The 18,624-nt window shown below is 72.8% G+C and carries 18 protein-coding genes; 8 read left to right on the top strand and 10 right to left on the bottom strand.

The window, feature by feature from the left end:
• Positions 1 to 90: 90 nt before the first annotated feature.
• The gene (locus AB0C36_RS05455) at positions 91 to 897 is read right to left on the bottom strand and encodes an SDR family NAD(P)-dependent oxidoreductase (protein WP_358349593.1); all 807 of its coding nucleotides are present in this window, start codon (positions 895 to 897) and stop codon (positions 91 to 93) included.
• Positions 898 to 1,100: 203 nt separating this feature from the next.
• Here AB0C36_RS05455 and AB0C36_RS05450 point away from each other — a divergent pair, with 203 nt between their 5' ends.
• On the top strand, positions 1,101 to 1,649 hold the full coding sequence (locus tag AB0C36_RS05450; protein WP_358349591.1) for a TetR/AcrR family transcriptional regulator: 549 nt from the start codon (positions 1,101 to 1,103) through the stop codon (positions 1,647 to 1,649).
• Positions 1,650 to 2,073: 424 nt separating this feature from the next.
• A complete protein-coding gene (locus tag AB0C36_RS05445; RefSeq protein ID WP_435838987.1) occupies positions 2,074 to 3,561 on the top strand; it encodes an MFS transporter in 1,488 nt (495 codons plus the stop codon).
• Positions 3,562 to 3,734: 173 nt separating this feature from the next.
• On the opposite strand, the gene AB0C36_RS05440 is transcribed toward AB0C36_RS05445, so the two are convergent.
• A complete protein-coding gene (locus tag AB0C36_RS05440) occupies positions 3,735 to 4,568 on the bottom strand; it encodes a glutamate racemase (RefSeq protein ID WP_358349588.1) in 834 nt (277 codons plus the stop codon).
• Between the two features lie 866 nt (positions 4,569 to 5,434).
• Positions 5,435 to 5,926, bottom strand: a complete 492-nt coding sequence (locus AB0C36_RS05435; RefSeq protein ID WP_358349585.1) for an HIT family protein — start codon at positions 5,924 to 5,926, stop codon at positions 5,435 to 5,437.
• A gap of 299 nt (positions 5,927 to 6,225) precedes the next feature.
• On the opposite strand from AB0C36_RS05435, the gene AB0C36_RS05430 reads away from it, so the two are divergent.
• Entirely contained in the window at positions 6,226 to 8,436 is a 2,211-nt protein-coding gene (locus tag AB0C36_RS05430; RefSeq protein WP_358349582.1) for a heavy metal translocating P-type ATPase, read from the top strand.
• 98 nt (positions 8,437 to 8,534) lie between these two features.
• Here the strand turns inward: AB0C36_RS05430 and AB0C36_RS05425 are convergent, their stop codons facing one another.
• Positions 8,535 to 8,972, bottom strand: coding sequence for an RpiB/LacA/LacB family sugar-phosphate isomerase (locus tag AB0C36_RS05425; RefSeq protein ID WP_358349579.1), 438 nt, complete (start codon positions 8,970 to 8,972; stop codon positions 8,535 to 8,537).
• 181 nt (positions 8,973 to 9,153) lie between these two features.
• Here AB0C36_RS05425 and AB0C36_RS05420 point away from each other — a divergent pair, with 181 nt between their 5' ends.
• Complete coding sequence (locus AB0C36_RS05420; RefSeq protein WP_358349576.1) at positions 9,154 to 10,059, top strand: helix-turn-helix domain-containing protein; 906 nt, start codon at positions 9,154 to 9,156, stop codon at positions 10,057 to 10,059.
• 170 nt (positions 10,060 to 10,229) lie between these two features.
• Positions 10,230 to 10,625 carry a VOC family protein gene (locus AB0C36_RS05415; RefSeq protein WP_358349573.1) on the top strand — a complete coding sequence of 132 codons (396 nt, stop codon included), beginning with the start codon at positions 10,230 to 10,232 and terminating at the stop codon, positions 10,623 to 10,625.
• Between the two features lie 21 nt (positions 10,626 to 10,646).
• Here AB0C36_RS05415 and AB0C36_RS05410 read toward each other — a convergent pair whose 3' ends face one another.
• Positions 10,647 to 11,489: a metallophosphoesterase gene (locus AB0C36_RS05410; protein ID WP_358349570.1), complete on the bottom strand. Its 843-nt coding sequence runs from the start codon at positions 11,487 to 11,489 to the stop codon at positions 10,647 to 10,649.
• 217 nt (positions 11,490 to 11,706) lie between these two features.
• On the opposite strand from AB0C36_RS05410, the gene AB0C36_RS05405 reads away from it, so the two are divergent.
• Positions 11,707 to 12,180: a GNAT family N-acetyltransferase gene (locus AB0C36_RS05405; protein WP_358349568.1), complete on the top strand. Its 474-nt coding sequence runs from the start codon at positions 11,707 to 11,709 to the stop codon at positions 12,178 to 12,180.
• Positions 12,181 to 12,281: 101 nt separating this feature from the next.
• On the opposite strand, the gene AB0C36_RS43190 is transcribed toward AB0C36_RS05405, so the two are convergent.
• Positions 12,282 to 12,752, bottom strand: a complete 471-nt coding sequence (locus tag AB0C36_RS43190; RefSeq protein WP_435838984.1) for a helix-turn-helix transcriptional regulator — start codon at positions 12,750 to 12,752, stop codon at positions 12,282 to 12,284.
• A 154-nt stretch (positions 12,753 to 12,906) separates the two neighbouring features.
• Here AB0C36_RS43190 and AB0C36_RS05395 point away from each other — a divergent pair, with 154 nt between their 5' ends.
• A complete protein-coding gene (locus AB0C36_RS05395) occupies positions 12,907 to 13,446 on the top strand; it encodes an STAS domain-containing protein (RefSeq protein WP_358349565.1) in 540 nt (179 codons plus the stop codon).
• Here the strand turns inward: AB0C36_RS05395 and AB0C36_RS05390 are convergent.
• Positions 13,437 to 14,018, bottom strand: coding sequence for a TetR/AcrR family transcriptional regulator (locus AB0C36_RS05390; RefSeq protein WP_358349562.1), 582 nt, complete (start codon positions 14,016 to 14,018; stop codon positions 13,437 to 13,439). The two genes, AB0C36_RS05395 and AB0C36_RS05390, sit on opposite strands and share 10 nt — an antisense overlap.
• A gap of 94 nt (positions 14,019 to 14,112) precedes the next feature.
• Between AB0C36_RS05390 and AB0C36_RS05385 the strand changes: the two genes are divergently transcribed.
• Entirely contained in the window at positions 14,113 to 14,973 is an 861-nt protein-coding gene (locus AB0C36_RS05385) for an NAD(P)-dependent oxidoreductase (RefSeq protein WP_358349560.1), read from the top strand.
• A gap of 42 nt (positions 14,974 to 15,015) precedes the next feature.
• Here the strand turns inward: AB0C36_RS05385 and AB0C36_RS05380 are convergent, their stop codons facing one another.
• The 3 genes from AB0C36_RS05380 to AB0C36_RS05370 all read right to left on the bottom strand — a co-directional run bounded on the left by AB0C36_RS05380 (position 15,016) and on the right by AB0C36_RS05370 (position 18,447).
• The gene (locus AB0C36_RS05380) at positions 15,016 to 15,342 is read right to left on the bottom strand and encodes a hypothetical protein (protein ID WP_358349557.1); all 327 of its coding nucleotides are present in this window, start codon (positions 15,340 to 15,342) and stop codon (positions 15,016 to 15,018) included.
• A gap of 148 nt (positions 15,343 to 15,490) precedes the next feature.
• Positions 15,491 to 17,245, bottom strand: a complete 1,755-nt coding sequence (locus AB0C36_RS05375) for an acyl-CoA dehydrogenase family protein (protein ID WP_358349554.1) — start codon at positions 17,243 to 17,245, stop codon at positions 15,491 to 15,493.
• On the bottom strand, positions 17,242 to 18,447 hold the full coding sequence (locus AB0C36_RS05370; RefSeq protein WP_358349551.1) for an amidohydrolase family protein: 1,206 nt from the start codon (positions 18,445 to 18,447) through the stop codon (positions 17,242 to 17,244). The genes AB0C36_RS05375 and AB0C36_RS05370 overlap by 4 nt, the downstream gene beginning before the upstream one ends.
• Positions 18,448 to 18,624 lie beyond the last annotated feature (177 nt).

Here is an 18,624-nt window from a genome sequence, read left to right as displayed (position 1 = left end):
CCTCGGCTTTCCGCGATTCCGCTCTGGGCCTTCGCTTTCGGTGCTGCGCTTTGGGCCTTCGCTTTGGGCCTTCGCCTTTCGTGTTCCGCGTCAGTGGACGGTCAGACCACCGTCGGGGCTGATCACCTGGCCGGTGATGTAGCTGCCCGCGTCCGAGGCGAGCAGCAGCGCGGGGCCGACCATCTCCTCCGGCGCGGCCATGCGGCCCATCGGGGACGACTTGGCCATCGACGCGACGACCTCGGGCGTGTTGTTGCGCACCATGTCGGTGTCGACGGTGCCGGGGGCCAGGGCGTTGACGCGGATGTTCTCGGGGGCGAGGGCGCCGGCCGCGGAGCGGGTGAACGCCAGCAGGCCGGACTTCGCCGAGGCGTACAGCGACGTCGGCTCCGAGCGCAGGAAGACCCCGGCGCTGATCACGTTGATGACGGAGGCGCCGACTGTGCTGCGGCGCAGGTGCGGCAGCGCGTACTGGGTCAGGAACACCGGGCCGCGCAGGTTGACGTGGAACGACTTCTCCCACGCCTCGGGCGTGTACTGCCCGATCGGGAGGGTGAGCGGGTTCGCGGCGTTGTTGACCACGATGTCGATGCCGCCGAAGCGCTCGACCGTACGGTCCACGAGGTTCTGCAGCGCGTCGAGTTCGCCCATGTGCGTGGCGACGGCGAGGGCCTCGCCGCCCGTGGCCTCGATGTCCTTGACCGCCGCGTCGCACGAGTCGGCCTTGCGGCTGGCGACCACGACCTTGGCGCCGCGCGCCGCGAAGCCCTTGGCGATGGCCAGGCCGATGCCGCGGCTGCCGCCGGTGACGATCGCCACGCGTCCGGTCAGGTCGAACGGATCACGCGCGGCGCCCTGGCCTGCGTCGGGGGCGGTGCTGGTCGGGTTGTCGGACATCGGGCCTCCGTGCCGTCGTCGCCTGTGCCGTGGGTGCGTCGCGGAGAACCGCGTGCAGCACCTGAGAAAACCGGTTTTCTTAGCTCTGGTCAAGTTCTTGCTACCACCCGCGGACCGCGCTCCGGAAGGGCGGTTGACCGCGCGGGGCCGCACGGAGGAAATCCACTGAGACATTCATGTCTCATATGAGGTATCATCGGATCATGTCCACCGACCGCGAGCACGTCCTGCGCGAAGCCGCGACCCAGTTGATCCGGCGTCCCGCGTCCTCCATGGACGAGATCGCGCGTGCGGCCGGGATCAGCCGGGCGACCCTGCACCGGCTCTACCCGGGGCGCGACGCCCTCGCCCTCGCTCTCGGGGCCCGCGCGCTGGAGCAGGTGGAGGCCGCGGTCGACGCGGCCCGCATCGAAGAGGGCGACGCGGGCGACGCGTTGCGGCGGCTGGTGGACGAGCTGATGCCGATCGCCGAGTTCCTCGGGTTCCTCTACGGCGAGAACGCGCTGCTGGACGTCCCTGAGATCGACGCCGCGTGGGAGCGCATCGACGGGCGCGTGACCGCGGTCGTACGCGAGGGCCAATTGGCCGGAACGGTACGCGTCGACCTGCCCGCGCAGTGGATCAGCGAGGCGGCGTTCTCACTGGCCGTCGGGGCCGGCTGGTCCGTGCGCGACGGGCGGCTCGCCCGGCGCGAGGCGCCGCGCGTGGTCGTCGAGCTCCTGCTCGGCGGGGTGCTGCGGCGGGAGTCCTAGGTCCCGGAGACCTCTTCGGCCCCGTCCTCCCCCGCACTTCCCACCCACTCTCTGCGGACGCCCTGCCCGCTCGCTGCTCCTCCCCCGCGACTCCGCCCGCCGGCCCGGACCTCTCCGAGCCCTCGGCGACGCCGCCCACGGCCCGCCCGTGCACCCGATCCCGCCCGGTCCGACCACCTGCGGGGTGTCTGATCGCGACACCTCTCCGTCCCACGCCCCGTGAATTCGTCCCTGCGACGCCTCCCTCCTTTCCGCCGCCCACTTTCCGCTGCTTCTCCCCTACCTGCCCCACCCTGACCTGGGACTTCCCGTGAACCACTCACCCGCCGACACCACAACGCACTCACCCGCCGGCCCTCCGGGCAAGACCGCATCCTCCGGCCACGCCGAGGGCGAGGGCGCGCACCCGGGCCGCTGGCTCGCCCTGACCGTGCTGACGCTGGCCGTACTGCTCGTCGCGATCGACGCGACCGTGCTGGGGCTGGCCGTGCCGTTCCTCAGCGCGGATCTCCAGCCGTCCGGCTCGCAGTTGCTGTGGATCGGGGACGCGTACTCGTTCGTCATCGCGGGTCTGCTGGTGTCCATGGGCACACTCGGCGACCGGCTGGGCCGCAAGCGGCTGCTGCTGTGGGGCTCGGCGGCGTTCGGCCTGCTGTCGCTGGTCGCGGCGTACGCTCCGTCCGCCGAGGCGCTGATCGCCGCCCGCGCGGCGATGGGTGTCGCGGGTGCGACGCTCATGCCGTCGACATTGGCCCTGATCCGCAACCTGTTCCCCGACCCGCGTGAGCGCAGCTTCGCGATCGGCATCTGGGGTGCGATGTCGATGGCCGGTGCCGCGGTCGGCCCGGTGGTCGGCGGGCTGCTCCTGGAACACTTCTGGTGGGGCTCGGTCTTCATGATCAACCTGCCGGTGATGGCTCTGCTGATCGTCGTCGGCGTCAGGGTGCTGCCGGAGTCCCGTAACCCGAACCCGGGTCCGTGGGACGTCCCCAGCGCGCTGTTGTCGCTGGTCGGCATGATCGCCGTCGTGTACGCGGTCAAGGAGACGGCCGCGTACGGCCCGCACTGGGAGGCGGTGGCGTCCGGCGTCCTCGGGGTGGCCGCGCTCGTTTGGTTCACCCGTCGCCAGTTCTCGCTACCGGTGCCGCTGCTGGACATGCGGCTGTTCCGCAACCGCAACTTCTCCGGTGCGGTGCTGGCCGACCTGCTCACCGTCTTCGGGCTGTCGGGCGTGGTGTTCTTCCTGTCGCAGTACTTCCAGCTCGTGCAGGGCCTCAGCCCGCTCAAGGCCGGTCTGGCCGAACTGCCCGCGACCGTCGGCGCCGTCTTCACCGGCGTCGTGGCCGGGCTGATCGCCCGCCGCCTGTCGCCGCGCCTCGTGGTCTCCACGGGTCTCGCGGCGGTGGGCCTGGCACTGGGCGCGCTCGTGGCGCTGGACGACGGCTCGCACTATGCGCTCGTCGGTACCGCGCTGCTGTTCGTCGGCCTGGGCGCGGGGCTGTCGTTCACCGTGACCGCCGACCTGATCATGTCCAGCGCGCCGAAGGAGAACGCGGGCGCGGCGTCGGCGATCTCGGAGACCGCGTACGAACTCGGCGCGGCACTCGGCATCGCGCTGCTCGGCTCGGTGATCACCGGCGTCTACCGCGGGCACCTCACCGTGCCGTCCGGCGTCGACGGCTCGGCCGCGCACGCGGCGAACGACTCCTTTGCCGGCGCGGTCGACGCGGCCGGCGCCCTGCCGGACCCGCTGGGCACCGCGCTGGCCGCCTCGGCGCAGGACGCGTTCCTCGACGGCCTGCGCATAGCCGCGGGCGCGGGCGCGGCCGTCCTCGTCGCCGCCGCCGTCGCCGCGTGGTTCATGCTCCGCGGATCCCGGCTCGCGGAAGACGACGACCACGCGGACCACTGAGCCCGAGACCCACAACCCCGCAGCCCGCAGCCCGCAGCCCACAGCCCACAGCCCACAGCCCACAGCCCACAGCCCACAGCCGCACGGTCGTACAGCCGCAATGCCTATGGAAAGGGCTGAGAGCGCAGGGGTTCTACGGGCAGCGCCGAACCATACGGCGCCACGACCGGCGGTCACTCCAGCAGCAGCGTCCCGCTCGTCGCGCCGCGCACCGACACCGCGGGCGGCAGGAACTCCAGCGGCATCGGCGCCGCGGCCGCCAGTGCCCGGCCCACGGGGTACCGGTGCGCGGCCGGCGGCAGGACGCCGGGGCGACCGTTGGCAACCACGTCCACGCGGCCGGGAGTGGCGGACGGTGCGTGGTCGGTGCCGAGCCTGCGGAGCGCCTGCCGGGCGACGGCTTCGGCGCTGTCGTACAACGTGGTGGCCTCGGGAAGGCCGAGCAAGATCTGTTCGGCGACCAGCGGGTAGTGCGTGCAGCCGAGCACGACCGACCCGCACGCGCGTGGTGTCTGCTCGACCGCCGCGGCGACGGCCTGGGCGATAGCGGCGCCGTCGCCGCGGTCCACCGCCTCCGCGAGTCCTGGGCAGGCGACGGGAAACACCTCGATGCCGTCCGCGTGTTCGGCGATCAGGCGCTGCTGGTAGTCGCTCTGGGTGGTTCGCACGGTCGCCCACACGGCGATCGGCACCCCCGCGGCCGCGGCCGGCTTGACGGCGGGGACGGTGCCGATGACCGGGATGTCCGGCTCGAATCGCTCGCGAAGTGTGTCGATCGCGGTGACCGTGGCGGTGTTGCACGGCACGACGAGGGCCTGCGCTCCGCGCTCGACCGCGACCTCGCCGCCCGCGAGCAGCCGGTCGGTGACGAATTGCGCCGACTTAGAGCCCCACGGCATACCGTCCGGGTCGAGCAGCAGGAGCAGGTCGAGGCTCGGGGCCAGTCGGCGCAGCCAGCCGGCCGTGGGGAGGAGTCCGAGCCCGGAGTCGATCAATGCCACTGTCATCCCGCGAACCTAGCAACCGGCCAACCGGCCGACCCTCCGACGGGCCGGGACCTGCTCTTCGTGTCCGGAGTCGGCGGGTCCCCGACTCCAAGAACCAGTCGTGGTGTCCCGTGCGGTGGCGGAGGTAGGCGATGCCCTGCTGCGGCGCGGCGAGGCGCCGCGGCCACGTACCGGGCCCAGGGTGGATCGAGTTCGCCGCGCAGCCGGCAGTGGCAGGCCAGGGCGTACCCGATTTGCGCGGGGTCGAGGTAGTCCTAGGCGACGGACAGAAGTAGTCGACTCCGTTGAGCGTGCTGTCGTCGAAGTCGCCCAGCGGGGCGGCCGCCCAGGCCGCGGCGCGCGTGGCGCGGGTGAAGGCGGCGGCGTTGGCGGTGAACACGCCCATGCCGAAGAACACCGTCGCGAGGTCGGTGATGTTCTCGTGCTCCGGTCCGTCGAACCCGGTCCGGCCTTCGCCGAGCAGTCGGGCGTGGGCCAGCGCGTGGCCGAGGGTCGCCACGAGGGTGGTCGGCGGTCGACGGGGTCGAATGTGCTCGCCCGGTAGAAGCGCCGGTACCTGCCGACCGTGTGCCGGGAGCGGCCGCCGCTGTCGTGCCTCACCGCGGACGGGACGAAGTCCGGTGTCGGCAGCGCGATCTCGCGGCCGAACTCCGCGGTCAGGCGCCGGTACCACCGCTTGATCCAGTCGCGATCGGCCGGGGACACCGGGCAGGTGTGCCCAGTTGCCTTCGCCGGCAACCACGGCGGACGCCCCCGAGTCCGCGCATCCCACATCGCACAACCACCCCCCGACCGCATTGTGCCCGCCGGACACCGGCCGTCCATCCGGCACTTCCGGGAAACGGCGCTGCCGCCCGCCCCGGCGGCTACCCCTCGCCGGCGCCGTTCGGATGCCGCTCGAAGTGCGCCCGCAGCCGGGCCGCCTGGTGTTCGATCTCGGAGTCCGGGAGCTTTGCCTCCCCCGGCCCGAGCGGGAACGGGCGGCCCGGGGCGGGGTCCACGCGGTAGCGCGGGACGAGGTGGGTGTGCAGGTGCGGCAGGCTGTTGCCGAGCGTCTCGTAGTTCATCTTGAGCGGCCGGTAGCAGGCGATCAGGCCGCGCGCCACGGCGAGGACGTCCGCCCAGTACGAGGTCGCCTCGTCCGCGCTCAGTTCCGTCGGCTCGGTGACGTGTCTGCCGCGCCAGACGACGAGGCTGTAGCCCGGACGCACCTCCGCGCGTTGGAGGTAGGCGTCGGTGTGCTCGCCCGCGCGGATGAGCACGCCGTACTCGGTACGCTCCGGCCTCCCCTGCGCGCACATCCCACAGCCGACGCCCTTGACCAGGTCGTCCCAGTCCGCGGGCCAGTCCTCCGTCATACCGCTCCCCCTTGAGCCGCAATGGAATTCGCCGTCGTGGCCGTGTCCCCTGTTCTCGATTGTCGCAGTGGATCGCGCGCCGGCCCCGGCGGCGGGCGAAATGGGCAGTGCCAGACCCCCGAACGCTTCGGCACCCGGTTCGCCCCCGGGTCCGTCGCCGGCCGGGTCGCATTTTCCGGTGATCCGGATACATCGGCGGGTGTGCGGGCATCGGGTGCGGACCGGAGCTGTGGGCGTACGCCCGCAAAACGGCACGTTAGACGAGTTCCGGCCTGGGTACCCGTACGGGGTATAGGTTCATGGACACGGACGCGGAGGAGGCCGAGATGACGCACACCGGGCACACCGACGGGCAGCCCCCAAGCCGCGGGCCCGGTGACGCGCACGGCAGTGGCCACGGTGGCCACGCCCCGGGCGAAGGCCATGACGGCCACGAAGAGCGGAAGGACCACGCGCGCCACGACACCCAAGGGAACCACGACCCGCACGCGGGCCAGGACGCCCACGCGGGGCACGGCGCGCACGGCGAGGTGTTCCGCCGCCTGTTCTGGCGCTCCCTGCTGCTGTCCGTGCCGGTCCTGGTCTTCAGCACGGGCTTCGCCGACCTGTTCGGCTACGAGCCGCCGGAGTTCCCCCTCTCGACCTGGATCCCGCCGGTGCTGGGCACGGTCGTGTTCGGGTACGGCGGCATGCCGTTCCTGACCGGCGCCCGCACCGAACTGACCGACCGCCGGCCCGGCATGATGACGCTGATCGCGATGGCCATCACGGTCGCCTTCGTGGCGTCGTGGGCGGCCACGCTGGAGATCGCCTCGCACGAGCTGGACTTCTGGTGGGAACTCGTTCTGCTGGTCGACATCATGCTGCTCGGCCACTGGCTCGAAATGCGCGCGCTGGGCGCCGCGTCGGGGGCGCTGGAGGCGCTGGCCGAACTGCTGCCGGACACCGCGGAGCGGATCGACGCCGACGGGACCGCGCACAACGTGCCCATCGCGGACCTCGCCGCGGGGGACACCGTGCTTGTCCGGGCGGGCGGCCGGGTGCCCGCGGACGGCCAGGTCGCCGAGGGCTCGGCCGAGTTCGACGAATCGCTCATCACCGGCGAGTCGCGGCCCGCGCGGCGGCAGGCCGGGGACACCGTGGTCGCCGGGACCGTGCTGATCGACAACGTCGTACGCGTGACCGTCACCGCGACCGGTGAGGACACCCAGCTCGCGGGCATCCGCCGCATGGTCGCCGAGGCCCAGAAGTCACGCTCGCGCGCCCAGGCGCTCGCCGACCGCGCCGCCGCACTGCTCTTCTACTACGCCCTCGCCGCCGCGCTGGTGACCGTCGTGGTGTGGTCCGTGCTCGGCGAGACGGGCGGCGCGGTGGAGCGCATGGTCACCGTCCTCGTCATCGCATGCCCGCACGCACTGGGCCTGGCGATCCCGCTGGTCATCGCCATCTCGACGGAGATCTCGGCCCGGCAGGGCATCCTCGTGAAGGACCGCATCGCCCTGGAGCGCATGCGGGACGTGCAGACGGTGCTGTTCGACAAGACCGGCACGCTCACCAGGGGCGCCCCCGCGGTCACCGCGCACGCCGCGGCCGACGGCCGGGACGCCGGCGAGATGCTGGCCCTGGCGGGCGCGGCCGAGCGCGACAGCGGCCATCCACTGGCCAAGGCGGTGGTCCGGGCCGCGCAGGACGGCGGCGGGAACCTGCCGGGTCCGGTACGGGACTTCCGTACCGAGGAGGGCGTCGGCATCCGCGCCGACGTGGCCGGGCGCGATGTGCGCGTGGGCGGCCCAGGACTGCTCCGCAACGCACGCCTGACCGCGGACGAACAGCTCGCGGGCCGGGCCGCGGAGTGGTCCCGCCACGGGGCGACCGTCCTCTACGTCGTCGCCGACGGACGCCTGGAGGGCGCGCTGGCGCTCGAGGACGAGGTGCGTCCCGAGTCGTACGAAGCCATCGCCGAACTGCACCGCACGCACGTCAGCGCCGCGATGGTGACCGGCGACGCCCGTCCGGTCGCCGAATGGGTCGCCGGACAGCTGGGCGTGGACTACCTCTACGCCGAGGTCCTGCCACGCGACAAGGACGAGAAGGTCGCCGCCCTGCAACGGCGCGGCCGACGCGTGGCGATGGTCGGGGACGGCGTCAACGACGCCCCGGCGCTGGCCCGCGCGGACGTGGGCATCGCAATCGGGGCGGGCACCGACGTCGCGGTGCAGTCCGCCGGGATCGTGCTGGCCTCGGACGACCCGCGCGCGGTCGTCTCGATCCGCCGCCTGTCCAAGGCCGTGTACGCCAAGATGCGGCAGAACCTGCTGTGGGCCGCCGGGTACAACCTGGTGACCGTGCCGATCGCGGCGGGCGCGCTGGCGTGGGCCGGGATCGACATGCCCATGGAACTGGCGGCGATCCTGATGAGCCTGTCGACCGTGGTCGTGGCCCTGAACGCGCAGCTGCTGCGCCGCCTGGACCTGCGCCCCGAGTCGGCCTCGCGCAACGGCGGGCGCTGAGCCGGTCGTCCGGGATCGGCAGACGGGATCGACATCTGCGGTCGGTCCCGCCGACCGGTCCCACCATGACGCAACCGGGACTCGGCGACGCGCGAGGCTCAGCCGATGTCGGCGACGTGCGCGACGTTCTCCCGGTCCACGGGGTCGTCGCTCGGCTCGCCGGCGAACCAGGCGTCCAGCATCTCCTGGAGCAGCGGCGCCGAGGTGAGCCGCAGGCTCAGCGCGAGGACGTTGGCGTCCGCCCATTTGCGGGCCCCGTCGGCCATCACGGCGTCGGTGCACAGCGCGGCTCGTACGCCCGCGACCTTGTTCGCCGCGATGGACGCCCCGGCGCCGGTCCAGCACGCCACCACGGCCTGGTCCGCGCGTCCCTCGGCGACGGCCCGCGCGGCGGCCTCGGAACACCAGGCCCAGTCCGCGCGCTCGCCGGGCACAAGGGCGCCGAACAGCTCCACCTCGTGGCCGCGCCGCTTCAGTTCCTCGCCGATGAGTTCGGCGACGCCCGCCACCTCGTCCGCCGATACCGCGATCCGCATGCCGGCTCCCCTGGTCTCGTGGCTGTCTCTCTCGTCCGCACGATCTCGTACGCACGGTCCCGTACGCGGCGTCCCGTCCGCACGGACACGGTCCGGCACGCGTCGCCGCCGCCGCGGGTCACGGCCCCTCCGCCGATGCGCCTGCCTGCCCGTGTCGGACAACGGTGCCACACTGGGCAACATGGGCACGGCCCCGACACTTCCCGGCACCCTTCGCGCCGATCCGGTCCCGGTTCGGGTGCTGCGGCACGCCTCGGTGCTCGGGACCTGGGAGATGGCCCGCCGCGGCCCGCACCCGGCGCTGGCCGGCCTGATCGGCGAATACTGCGGCTACATCGAGGAATCCACCGTTCCGGTGCGGCGCCGCCAGGTGGCGGAGCGCCGCGTCGTGCTGCTCATCAGCTTCGGTGACCCCATTCGCCTGCACACACTCCCCGGGGTGGACGCGCCCGACGAGACCGTGTCGTTCGTGGCCGGTCTGCACAACGGGCCGACGGTGACCGAGCACGTCGGGGTCCAGGCGGGTGTGCAGGTCGACCTGACACCGCTGGGCGCGTACACGCTGCTCGGTCTGCCGATGGCCGAACTCGTCGACCGCATTGTGCCGTTCGAGGAACTGGCGGGCGGCGCCGCGGGCTTCGGCCGGGAACTGCCGGAACGGCTGGCCTGCGCGGCGACCTGGGACGAGCGCTTTGCCCTGCTGGACGCGGTGTGGACGCGCCGGCTCGCGGAGGGGCCGGTGCCGCGGCCCGAGGTCGTACGGTCCTGGGAGCTGCTGGAAGCGTCGCGCGGGTGCGTGGGCGTCGCCCAACTGGCCGACGAGACAGGATGGAGCCGCCGCCACCTCACGGCGCACTTCCGCCGCGAAGTCGGACTGCCGCCCAAGGCCGCGGCCCGCCTGCTGCGGTTCCGGCACGCGGTGGGCCTGCTGGGCAGCCCCGCGCCGCCCGGGCTGGCGATGCTCGCCGACGTGTGCGGCTACTACGACCAGGCGCACCTGAACCGTGACTTCCGCGACCTGGCGGGCTGCACCCCGACCGCGTACCTCGCCGCGCTGCGGCCGGACGGTGCGGGCGTCGAGGGCTGAGGCACGGCTACCGCCTCCCCTGCCCGGCCACCTTCTCGGCCCTCCTGTCGGCCCGGCCGCGGACCGTTCCCATTCGTCCAAGACGCGCGGTGCGACGGGGGCGAGAGTGGAGGAAGCGGTGTTCCACCGCTGATCGGGGATCCGGAGTTCCGAAGAGAGGAAGTGCGGCCATGTCCGACAAGCCGATTGCCGAGGTGGTCCCCGCCCTGCGGTACCGCGACGCGCCCGCGGCCATCGCGTTCCTGCGGGGCGCGTTCGGCCTGGAGCCGACGTTGGTCGTGCCGGGCGAAGGCGACGTGATCCAGCACGCGCAGCTGGCCTGGGGCAACGGGTGCGTCATGCTCGGGAGCCTGCTCGACGGGGGCGACGGCCAGATCGAGATGACGGTGGGCGGCAGTTGCCTCTACCTGATCCTCGACGACGTGGACGCGCACTACGCCCGCGCGGTCGCCGCCGGTGCGGAGATCACGCGCGAGCTCCGCGACGAGGAGTACGGGGGTCGCGGGTACGTGGCCCGCGACCCCGAGGGCAACCAGTGGTGCTTCGGGTCGTACCGCCCCGAGTAGCAGCCGCCGAGGCCGCGGTGGTCAGCCCTCGTGCGCCGCGAGGTAGCGGTCCACCTTGGCACGCTCGTAGTGGTAGACGGCCTCGACGGGGCCGACCGGCACGAACGTCGCGGTGGCGCAGTCCTCGTACAGGTCGACACGCGTGTAGCCGACGCCGGTGACGCCCTGGTAGGTGCCCGCGGGCGGGAACACGTCCGCGCGGTACGCGACCGCGGGCGCGGCCCACACCGGGACGCCCGCGAGCGCGCCGCAGGTCGCGTGGTGGTTGTGCCCGGTGAGCACGATGCGCACGTCGGTTCCCGCGATGGCCTCGGCCAGGCGCTCGGGGTCCTTGAGCGAGAGGCGTTCGAGGAACGCCAGCGGCGTGGGGATCGGGGGGTGGTGCAGCGCGAGGACCGTCCCGGCCGGGGCGGGCTGGGCGAGTTCGGCGCGCAGCCAGGCGAGTTGGTCGTCCGTGAGGGCGCCTCCGTGGCTGCCGGGCGTGGTGCTGTCGAGCACGATCACCCGTACGTCGCCCGCCCGGTGCACGAAGTCGTGCGGTGCGTCGCCGGGTTCGGTGCCGAGCAGGCCCTCGCGGAACGCCTCACGGTTGTCGTGGTTGCCCATGCCGAACAGCGCGGGCGCGCCGATGCGCGCGGCCGCGGGCTCGACCAACGCGCGCAGGCGGCGGTAGGCGCGGACGTCCCCGGTGTCGGCGAGGTCGCCGGTGAACAGCAGTGCGGCGGGGGCCAGATCGGCGGACTCGACCGCGTCCAGGGCGTGGCCCATCTGCGTGAGGGTGTCGAGAGTGCCCATGAGCAGCTCGCCCTCGGGCACGATGTGCACGTCGCTGAACTGCACGAGGGTGTGGCGGGGAGTGCGCACGGGCGTTCCTCACTCGGGTGGGTACGGGGTCTCGCGTCGACGCGGTCGACGCTGCCGACACGGTCGACACGTGTCGACCGACCGAGTAGTCCAGCCCCAAAGGGAGACCACGTCAAGGGTCGCACTATGCGTCCGCCGCCGACCGTGCCACGCACTCCACCGCCTCCGCGACCCGCCCGGCGCAGCACCGGCGGACGCGGCCGGTTATTTTCTCCTGATGGAGTTCACCGCACTCGGCTACCGGCACCCGGACGTACGCAAGCTGTGCGACGAGGTGCAGCAGATATACGTCGACCGCTACGGGGACCCGGACGAGACGCCGGTCGACGAGGCGGACTTCGACCCGCCGACGGGACTTTTCCTGGTCGTGTACGAGGAGGGCCGCGCGCTGGCGTGCGGCGGATGGCGGATCGGTTCGTACGACGAGCCCGGCCACGACACGGGCGACGCCGAGCTCAAGCGCATGTACGTGCGGCCGGAGGCCCGCGGCCGCGGGCTCGCCCGGGCCGTGCTCGCCGAGTTGGAGCAGCGGGCGCGCGACGCCGGGCAGCGCCGGATGATCCTGGAGACGGGCGCGCGCCAGCAGGAGGCGATCGCGTTGTACCGCTCCTGCGGCTACGCCGACATCCCGCGCTTCGGCTTCTACAAGGACAGCCCGCTCAGCGTCTGCCTGGCCAAGCCGCTCGGCTGAGCCCCACATCGCGGGTACGTCGTCGCGCCGCGGCCGACCCGCCCGCCCGCTCTCGGCACAGAACGTCCGCGGTCGGGCGCGCGTCGGCGAGCACCGCGGACTCAGTCCACCTGCGGAAGCGCGCCGGGCCCACCCGGGCCGGGCCCGTCTGAGGACCGCGTGACCTGACCTGTTCCGCCGGTCCCCCCTGGGCCGCCCCCGCCCGCACCTGCGCCGGCGTTCCCCGTCCGCACCGCGCCCGAGCCGTTCCCCGCGGCACCCGGGGGCGCGTCGTGGAAAGCGTCCTCGGGCAGGCCGAGGGCGTCCGCGACCGCGCGGCCGAGGTCGGCCGGGTGCCGGAGCGAGGTGCCCGGGGTCACTTCGTACGTGTTGCGCCGACCGGTCTTGGTGCGCCTGAGGTAGCCGGCCTCTTCCAGGTCGGCGAGGATGCCCTGCACGGTGCGCTCGGTGAGCAGGCAGGTGGCGGCGATGTCCCGCACCCGGGCGTCGGGGTCCCGGGCGATCACCGCGAGGACACGCGCGTGATTGGTGAGAAAGGTCCACGAGGGACGTGCGTCGTCGAACTCACTCATCACCCCATCGTAGGACGACTCATTCCGGCAATAGAACATCTGAAAAGTTCTTCCGGAATTACTTGACGTGCTTTGGGTCCGATCCCCATGCTGGTTCCGGCCTCACCGGCAGTTGAAACAGCAGTCCCCCACCCGGTACGCGAGGGAGTCGGACATGACTCGGCGGCCACGCCCACGGCCCGAGAACCCCAGCCGCGCCGTGCCCCGGCCGCCCACGCCGGACCTCCGGCTGCGGGCGGCCGCCGACAACGGCCGAGCGCTGCTGCACGTCGTCGGCGAGATCGACCAGGAGTCGGCGCCGCGCCTGCGCCGCGCCCTGGAGACCCTGCTCGGCGACGGGGCGTCACACGTGTACGTCGACCTCGAAGGCGTCACCTTCTGCGACAGCACGGGGCTGCACGCCCTGCTGCACGCCCGCACGCAGGCGCTCGCGGAGCAGGTCGAACTGACCCTCGCCCCCGGCGCGGCGGTGCTGCGGTTGCTGGAAATCACCGAGACCGCCGCCCTGTTCACGCTGCGCACCGCGGAACCGCCCGCCGATCACTCGAGCACTCCCCAGGCGCCCGCACCCCGGCCGTCGGCACCGCGGGCGCCGGCCCCCCAGCCGCCCGCATCCCGGCCGTCGGCGTCGCCCGTACCAACGGCGTCGCCCCGGCCGCCCGAACCGCCCGCGGACCCGCCGGCTCAGCGGTAGGAGTCGACCAGCCGCGCCAGGTGGGTTCCCGCGGCGTCCAGGGGCGTCGTGCTCCGCATGATCTGCGCGGACATCTCGGCACCCTCGAACGTGCTGATCACGGTGTGCGCGAGATCGTCCGCGACGTCGGCGGCGAAGCCTGAGCGCACAAGCCTGTCGCGGACGATGCCGTGCCAGTTCACGAAGGCGCGTTCCGCGGCCTCGCGTACCTCCGGGAGGCGGCGGGCGCTCTCCAGCGCCGCGGTGGTGACCGGGCACCCGTCCAGCCAGCCGGAGTCGCGCATGCCGACGGCGAGTTCGCGGGCGCACGCGATCATCGCGGCGGCGGGGTCGTCCTCGCGATCGAGGACGCCGCGCAGCAGATCCGCGAACTCCCGGTCGCCGTGGCCGATCGCCTCGACCGCGAGCTCGACCTTCCCGCCGGGGAAGAAGTGGTACACCGACCCCAGCGTGGCCTGGGCCTCCCGCGAGATGTCCTTGAGCCCGGTCCCCTCGTAGCCGTGCCGCTGCATCAGGCGCGACGTGGCGTGGACGATGCGGTCCCGGGTGCCGACCTCCTGCTTGCCTCTCATGTCCGCAGCCTACTGGATAGAGCGTTCGTTCTAGTCATCTGCTACGGTCGGACCGCACTGGATAGAACGTTCATTTTAGTCGCGAGGAGTTCTCATGTCTCGACCGTCCGTCACCGTCGTCGGCCTGGGCCCCATGGGGCAGGCGATGGCCGCCGCGTACCTCGACCGCGGGTACGAGGTGACCCTCTGGAACCGGACGCCGAGCCGCGCGGATGCCCTGGTGGCGCGCGGCGCGCGGCTCGCCGCGAGTATCGAAGCCGCTTTGCGGGCGAACGAGTTGGTGGTGATGAGCCTTACCGACTACGAGGCCGTGTACGCGATCCTGCGCCAGGCGCCGCAGGCGCTGTCGGGGCGGACGGTCGCCAACCTCACGTCGGACACCCCGGCCCAGGCCCGCGAGGCCGCGGCCTGGCTCGCCGGGCACGGCGCGGTGCAGATCACCGGGGGCGTGCAGACACCGCCGCCGGGGATCGGGAGCGCGGACGCGGCGACGTACTACAGCGGGCCCGCCGAGGCGGTGGAACGGCACCGCGCCGCGCTGGAGGTACTGACGTCGGTCGACTACCTGGGCGAGGACCCCGGGCTCGCGGCGCTGTACTACCAGATCGGGATCGACATGTTCTGGACCGGGCTGGTGGGCTATCTGCACGGTCAGGCGGTGGCCCTGGCCAACGGCATCTCGGCCGAGCGGTTCCTCGAACACGCGGTGAAGACCCTGGACTTCAAGTACTTCCTGGAGTTCTACGCACCGCGCATCGACGCGGGCAACCACGAGGGCGACGTCGACAACCTCGGCATGGCCGTGGCCAGCCTGTCGCACGTGGTCCGGACGGCGGAGGACTCCGGGGTGGACCCGTCCGTGCCCGCCGCGATCCTCGAACTGTTCCGGCGCGGGGTCGAGTCCGGACGCGGTCGGGACAGCCTGACCAGCCTCACGGAGGTCGTGAAGCGCTGACGGCCGCCGCGGTGCCGCCGCGGTCGGCCCCGGTCGCGGCGGTCAGTGGCCGGATGGGCCGGGTTCGACCTCCCGCGCGGGACTGCGGGTGTTCTCCACGCCGGGAGCGGGCGGGGCGGGAGACGCGGGGCCGGGCGACGGCGTCGCGGTTGCGGCCTGGGCCGGAGGGCGGAGGCCCAGGTCGGCCGGGTCGGCCCCGGCCTTCAGTTGCCCGGAGACGTAGGCGTTCATCGGCTGGGCCAGGACCGGCGGCGGATCGGCCGGATACGGGGCCGCATAGGCGAGGGGCACCGGCTCCGGCTCAGGGCTCGCGGAGGACAGGCCCGCCGACGCGGCTTGCGACGCCTCGGACGACGAGGGCCCGGCCATCGCACGTCCCTCCTTGTGGTCCTCGCGCTACGCAGGTACGTGCGCGGCCCGGCATGACCACGCACGTCTCGGCGGGTCTCCCCCAATCAAACACGAAACGGGCGCATCCCAAGCAACCGGGTGGCCTCACCGAACGCCGTCGACGCGGTCAGCGGCCACTCCCCTCGACCTCCGCCGGCACCCCGCCGCCGGCCACCCGGGCCGCATCCTGTTCCGCCGCAAGCACGCGTACGGCGATCCGCGCGCGCGGCGACGGCCTCGTGTCGGCGAGGCGCTCGGCCCCGTACACCGTGCTCAGCAGCGCACCAAGACCCGAGTCGGCCAAGTAGCCATGGCCACCGCACAGTTCGACGGCTTCCTCCACCACGCCGCGACACGCCCGCCCGACGTGGTCGGCGGCCGCGAGGACCACCTCCTCCGCCGCCCCGTGCTCATCCGCCTGCGCCGCGAGCCGCCAGGCGGCGTCGAGTTCGCCGTACATGTCGGCGAGGCGGCGCCGTACCACCGGCAGCCGCGAAACTGTCGTCCCGTATGCCGTACGCGAGTTGACCCGATCGACCGCGGTCCGCAGGGCGCGCCAGGCGGCCGACAGCGGTTCGGCCACCGCCTCGTCGAAGGCCGCCTTTCCTCCGTCGAAAGGCCGTTCACCGAGGACGAAGGAGGCCACGGCCTCACGGTGCAGGTCGTTCGCACCGACGCTGATCGGGCCGTCCAGCCGCATGACCGCTTCTGCGGCGAACCTGGTCTCCCAGGACTCCAGTTCACTGCGCGCCCGCCCCGGGGGCCGGGTCGCCGCGAACCGCCGCACCGCCGAGGCCGCCTCGCGGGCCGCGTCCCGGACCAGTTCGGTCAGCCGGATCTTGGCGAGCATCGCCGCCACCAGGTCCGGCCGCGCCAACTCCATGGCGAAGACGGGCGCGAGTGCCGTGCCGCGTCCGGCGAGCAGATGTACCCAGAGGCCGCCGAGTTGCTCGGCGAGCACCGGATCGACCTCGCTCCCGTCCCGGCGACCGTCCACGCAATTGGCCCCTACCCCCGCCAGACAGGCCGTCAGGTCCGACACCAGCCGGTGCGCCCAGCCGAGTTGGAACAAGCCGCCGTGCTCGGCACGCACCGCCCGGGCGACCTGGCGCCGCCCGGCCCCCTCGTCGCCCAGCAGCTCGGCTTCCGCACCGTCGAAGACGATCTCGTCGAGCGTGTACCCGGCGATGGTCGGGATCCGCCGGATCTCCACTCCGTCGGCGGCCATCACCCCTCCGGTCCGCGGCGCGGCCGGGTCCGTCGCCACCGCGCTCCGCAACGCCACCACGAACATCGCGGTCCCGCCGGGCGTCCGAGCAACCGTCAGGCAGCGGTCGGCCTTGGCCGCCCCGGTGACCAGTGCCTTGGTCCCGGTGATCCGCCACGTCCCGTCGCCGTCCTGCCGGGCCTCGGCCCGCAGGCCCGCGAACAGGTCGTTACCTGCGGCGAGTTCGGTGTACGCGCAGCACCATGTCTCGCGCCCGTCCAGCATTCCCGGCAGCAGCCGCCCGCGCTGCCCGGCACTGCCGTACGCGGCCACCGGCGCCGACGCCAGGACCACGCCCGTGTCCACCAGCGGCGCGTGGTGCCAGGCGACCTCGTACGCGAACGCCGCCGCCCACGACGCCGGCCGCCCGCCACCGCCCGCTCCGGACGGCACGGAGATCCCGAGCCACCCGCGCTTGCCGGCCTCGCGCAGCAGCGCGCGTTCGAACTCCTCGCCCAAACCCGTCCGGTCGTCGGGATCACGGTGTGCGGCGATCCGGCCGAGCGCCATGGCCGGGGTGAGCCACGCGCACACCTCGGCACGGAACTCCTCGGCCCCCGGCGCGAGTCCGAGGTCGAGCGGGCGGTGCGCGGGCGCGGGTGTCGCAGGGATCACTCGTCCTCCGGCAGGTCGAGGTCCAGCAGGCGGATCGCGTTGCCGCGGGCGAGCTTGTGGACGAGTTCGGGGGCAAGGTGCCCGAACTGCTCCTCGGCGGCCTTGCGCGAGTGCGGCCAGGTCCCGTCCTGGTGCGGGTAGTCCGTCTCGAAGGCGACGTTGTCCTCGCCCACCCGGTGCAGGAGCTCGACGCCGACGGAGTCCTTGAAGAAGCACGAGAACATCTGCCGGTGGTAGTACGTCGACGGCGGTTCGGGGCACAGGCTCTGGCTCCCGGACCAGCCCCGGTGCGTCGACCACACGTCGTCGATGCGTTCCAGGAGGTAGGGGATCCAGCCGATCTGCGCCTCGGCGAACAACAGTTTGAGCCGCGGCCGGCGGTGCAGGACCCCGGAGAACAGCCAGTCGGCCATGGACGCCACGGAGTTGCCGAAGATGATCGTCGACGCCACCGCGTCCGGGCCGTCCGGCGACGCCTGCGGGGTCTTCGTCCCGGAGCCGATGTGCATCGACAGGACCGTGCCGGTCTCCTCGCACGCCTCGAACAGCGGCTCCCAGTAACCCGAATAGATGCTGGGCAGACCCAGGTACGTCGGCAGCTCGCTGAAGGCGACGGCGCGCACGCCCCGCGCGGCGTTGCGGCGCACCTCCTCGGCGGCGAGTCCGGCGTCCCAGAGCGGGACCAGGCACAGCGGGATCAGCCGTCCGCCCGAAGTGCCGCACCACTCCTCGACCATCCAGTCGTTGTACGCCCGCACGCACAGCAGCGCCAGCTCGCGGTCCTGGCCGCCGAGGAACAACTGCCCGCAGAACCGAGGGTAGTTGGGGAAGCACATCTGCGCCTGGACGTGGTTGAGGTCCATGTCGGCGAGCCGGTCCTGCGTACGCCAGCAGCCGGGGCGCATCTCGTCGTACGTGATGCCGGTCATCGTGATCTCGTCGGCGGGGTACCCGGCCGCCGCGATGAGGCGCTTCACCGAGTAGTAGTGGTCCTCGTAGTGCCACCACGCGACGTCCGGTCCGTCGGTCCCCGGCGCCTCGCGGTAGGTCCCGCCGGTCAGCACCGGTACGCCGCCGGGCAGATGCTCGATGCGCGGCCCCTGGTCGCGGTAGCGGGCGGGGAGGCGGCTCGACCACAGGTCGGGCGGTTCGACGACGTGGGCGTCGAGGTCGACCAGGCGGGGAATCGGCGAGGCGGTCACGAGCGGCTCCATCTCCGGTTTTCCGACGGCGTGGCGCGAGCTACGGGCCTATCATCATAATGATTACAAGGTGAGGATGATAGGCTCACGCGACCACGCTCCTCCCCCGTCCGTGCACCATCCGCGCGATCCGCGCGTCGAGGCTCCACCGACGACAGCCAGCCAAGAACCGCCCGC

The organism is Streptodolium elevatio, assembly GCF_040649515.1.
In the GTDB taxonomy this organism is placed as follows: Bacteria; Actinomycetota; Actinomycetes; order Streptomycetales; family Streptomycetaceae; genus Yinghuangia; species Yinghuangia elevatio.
This window is presented reverse-complemented; position numbering and strand designations above follow the sequence as displayed.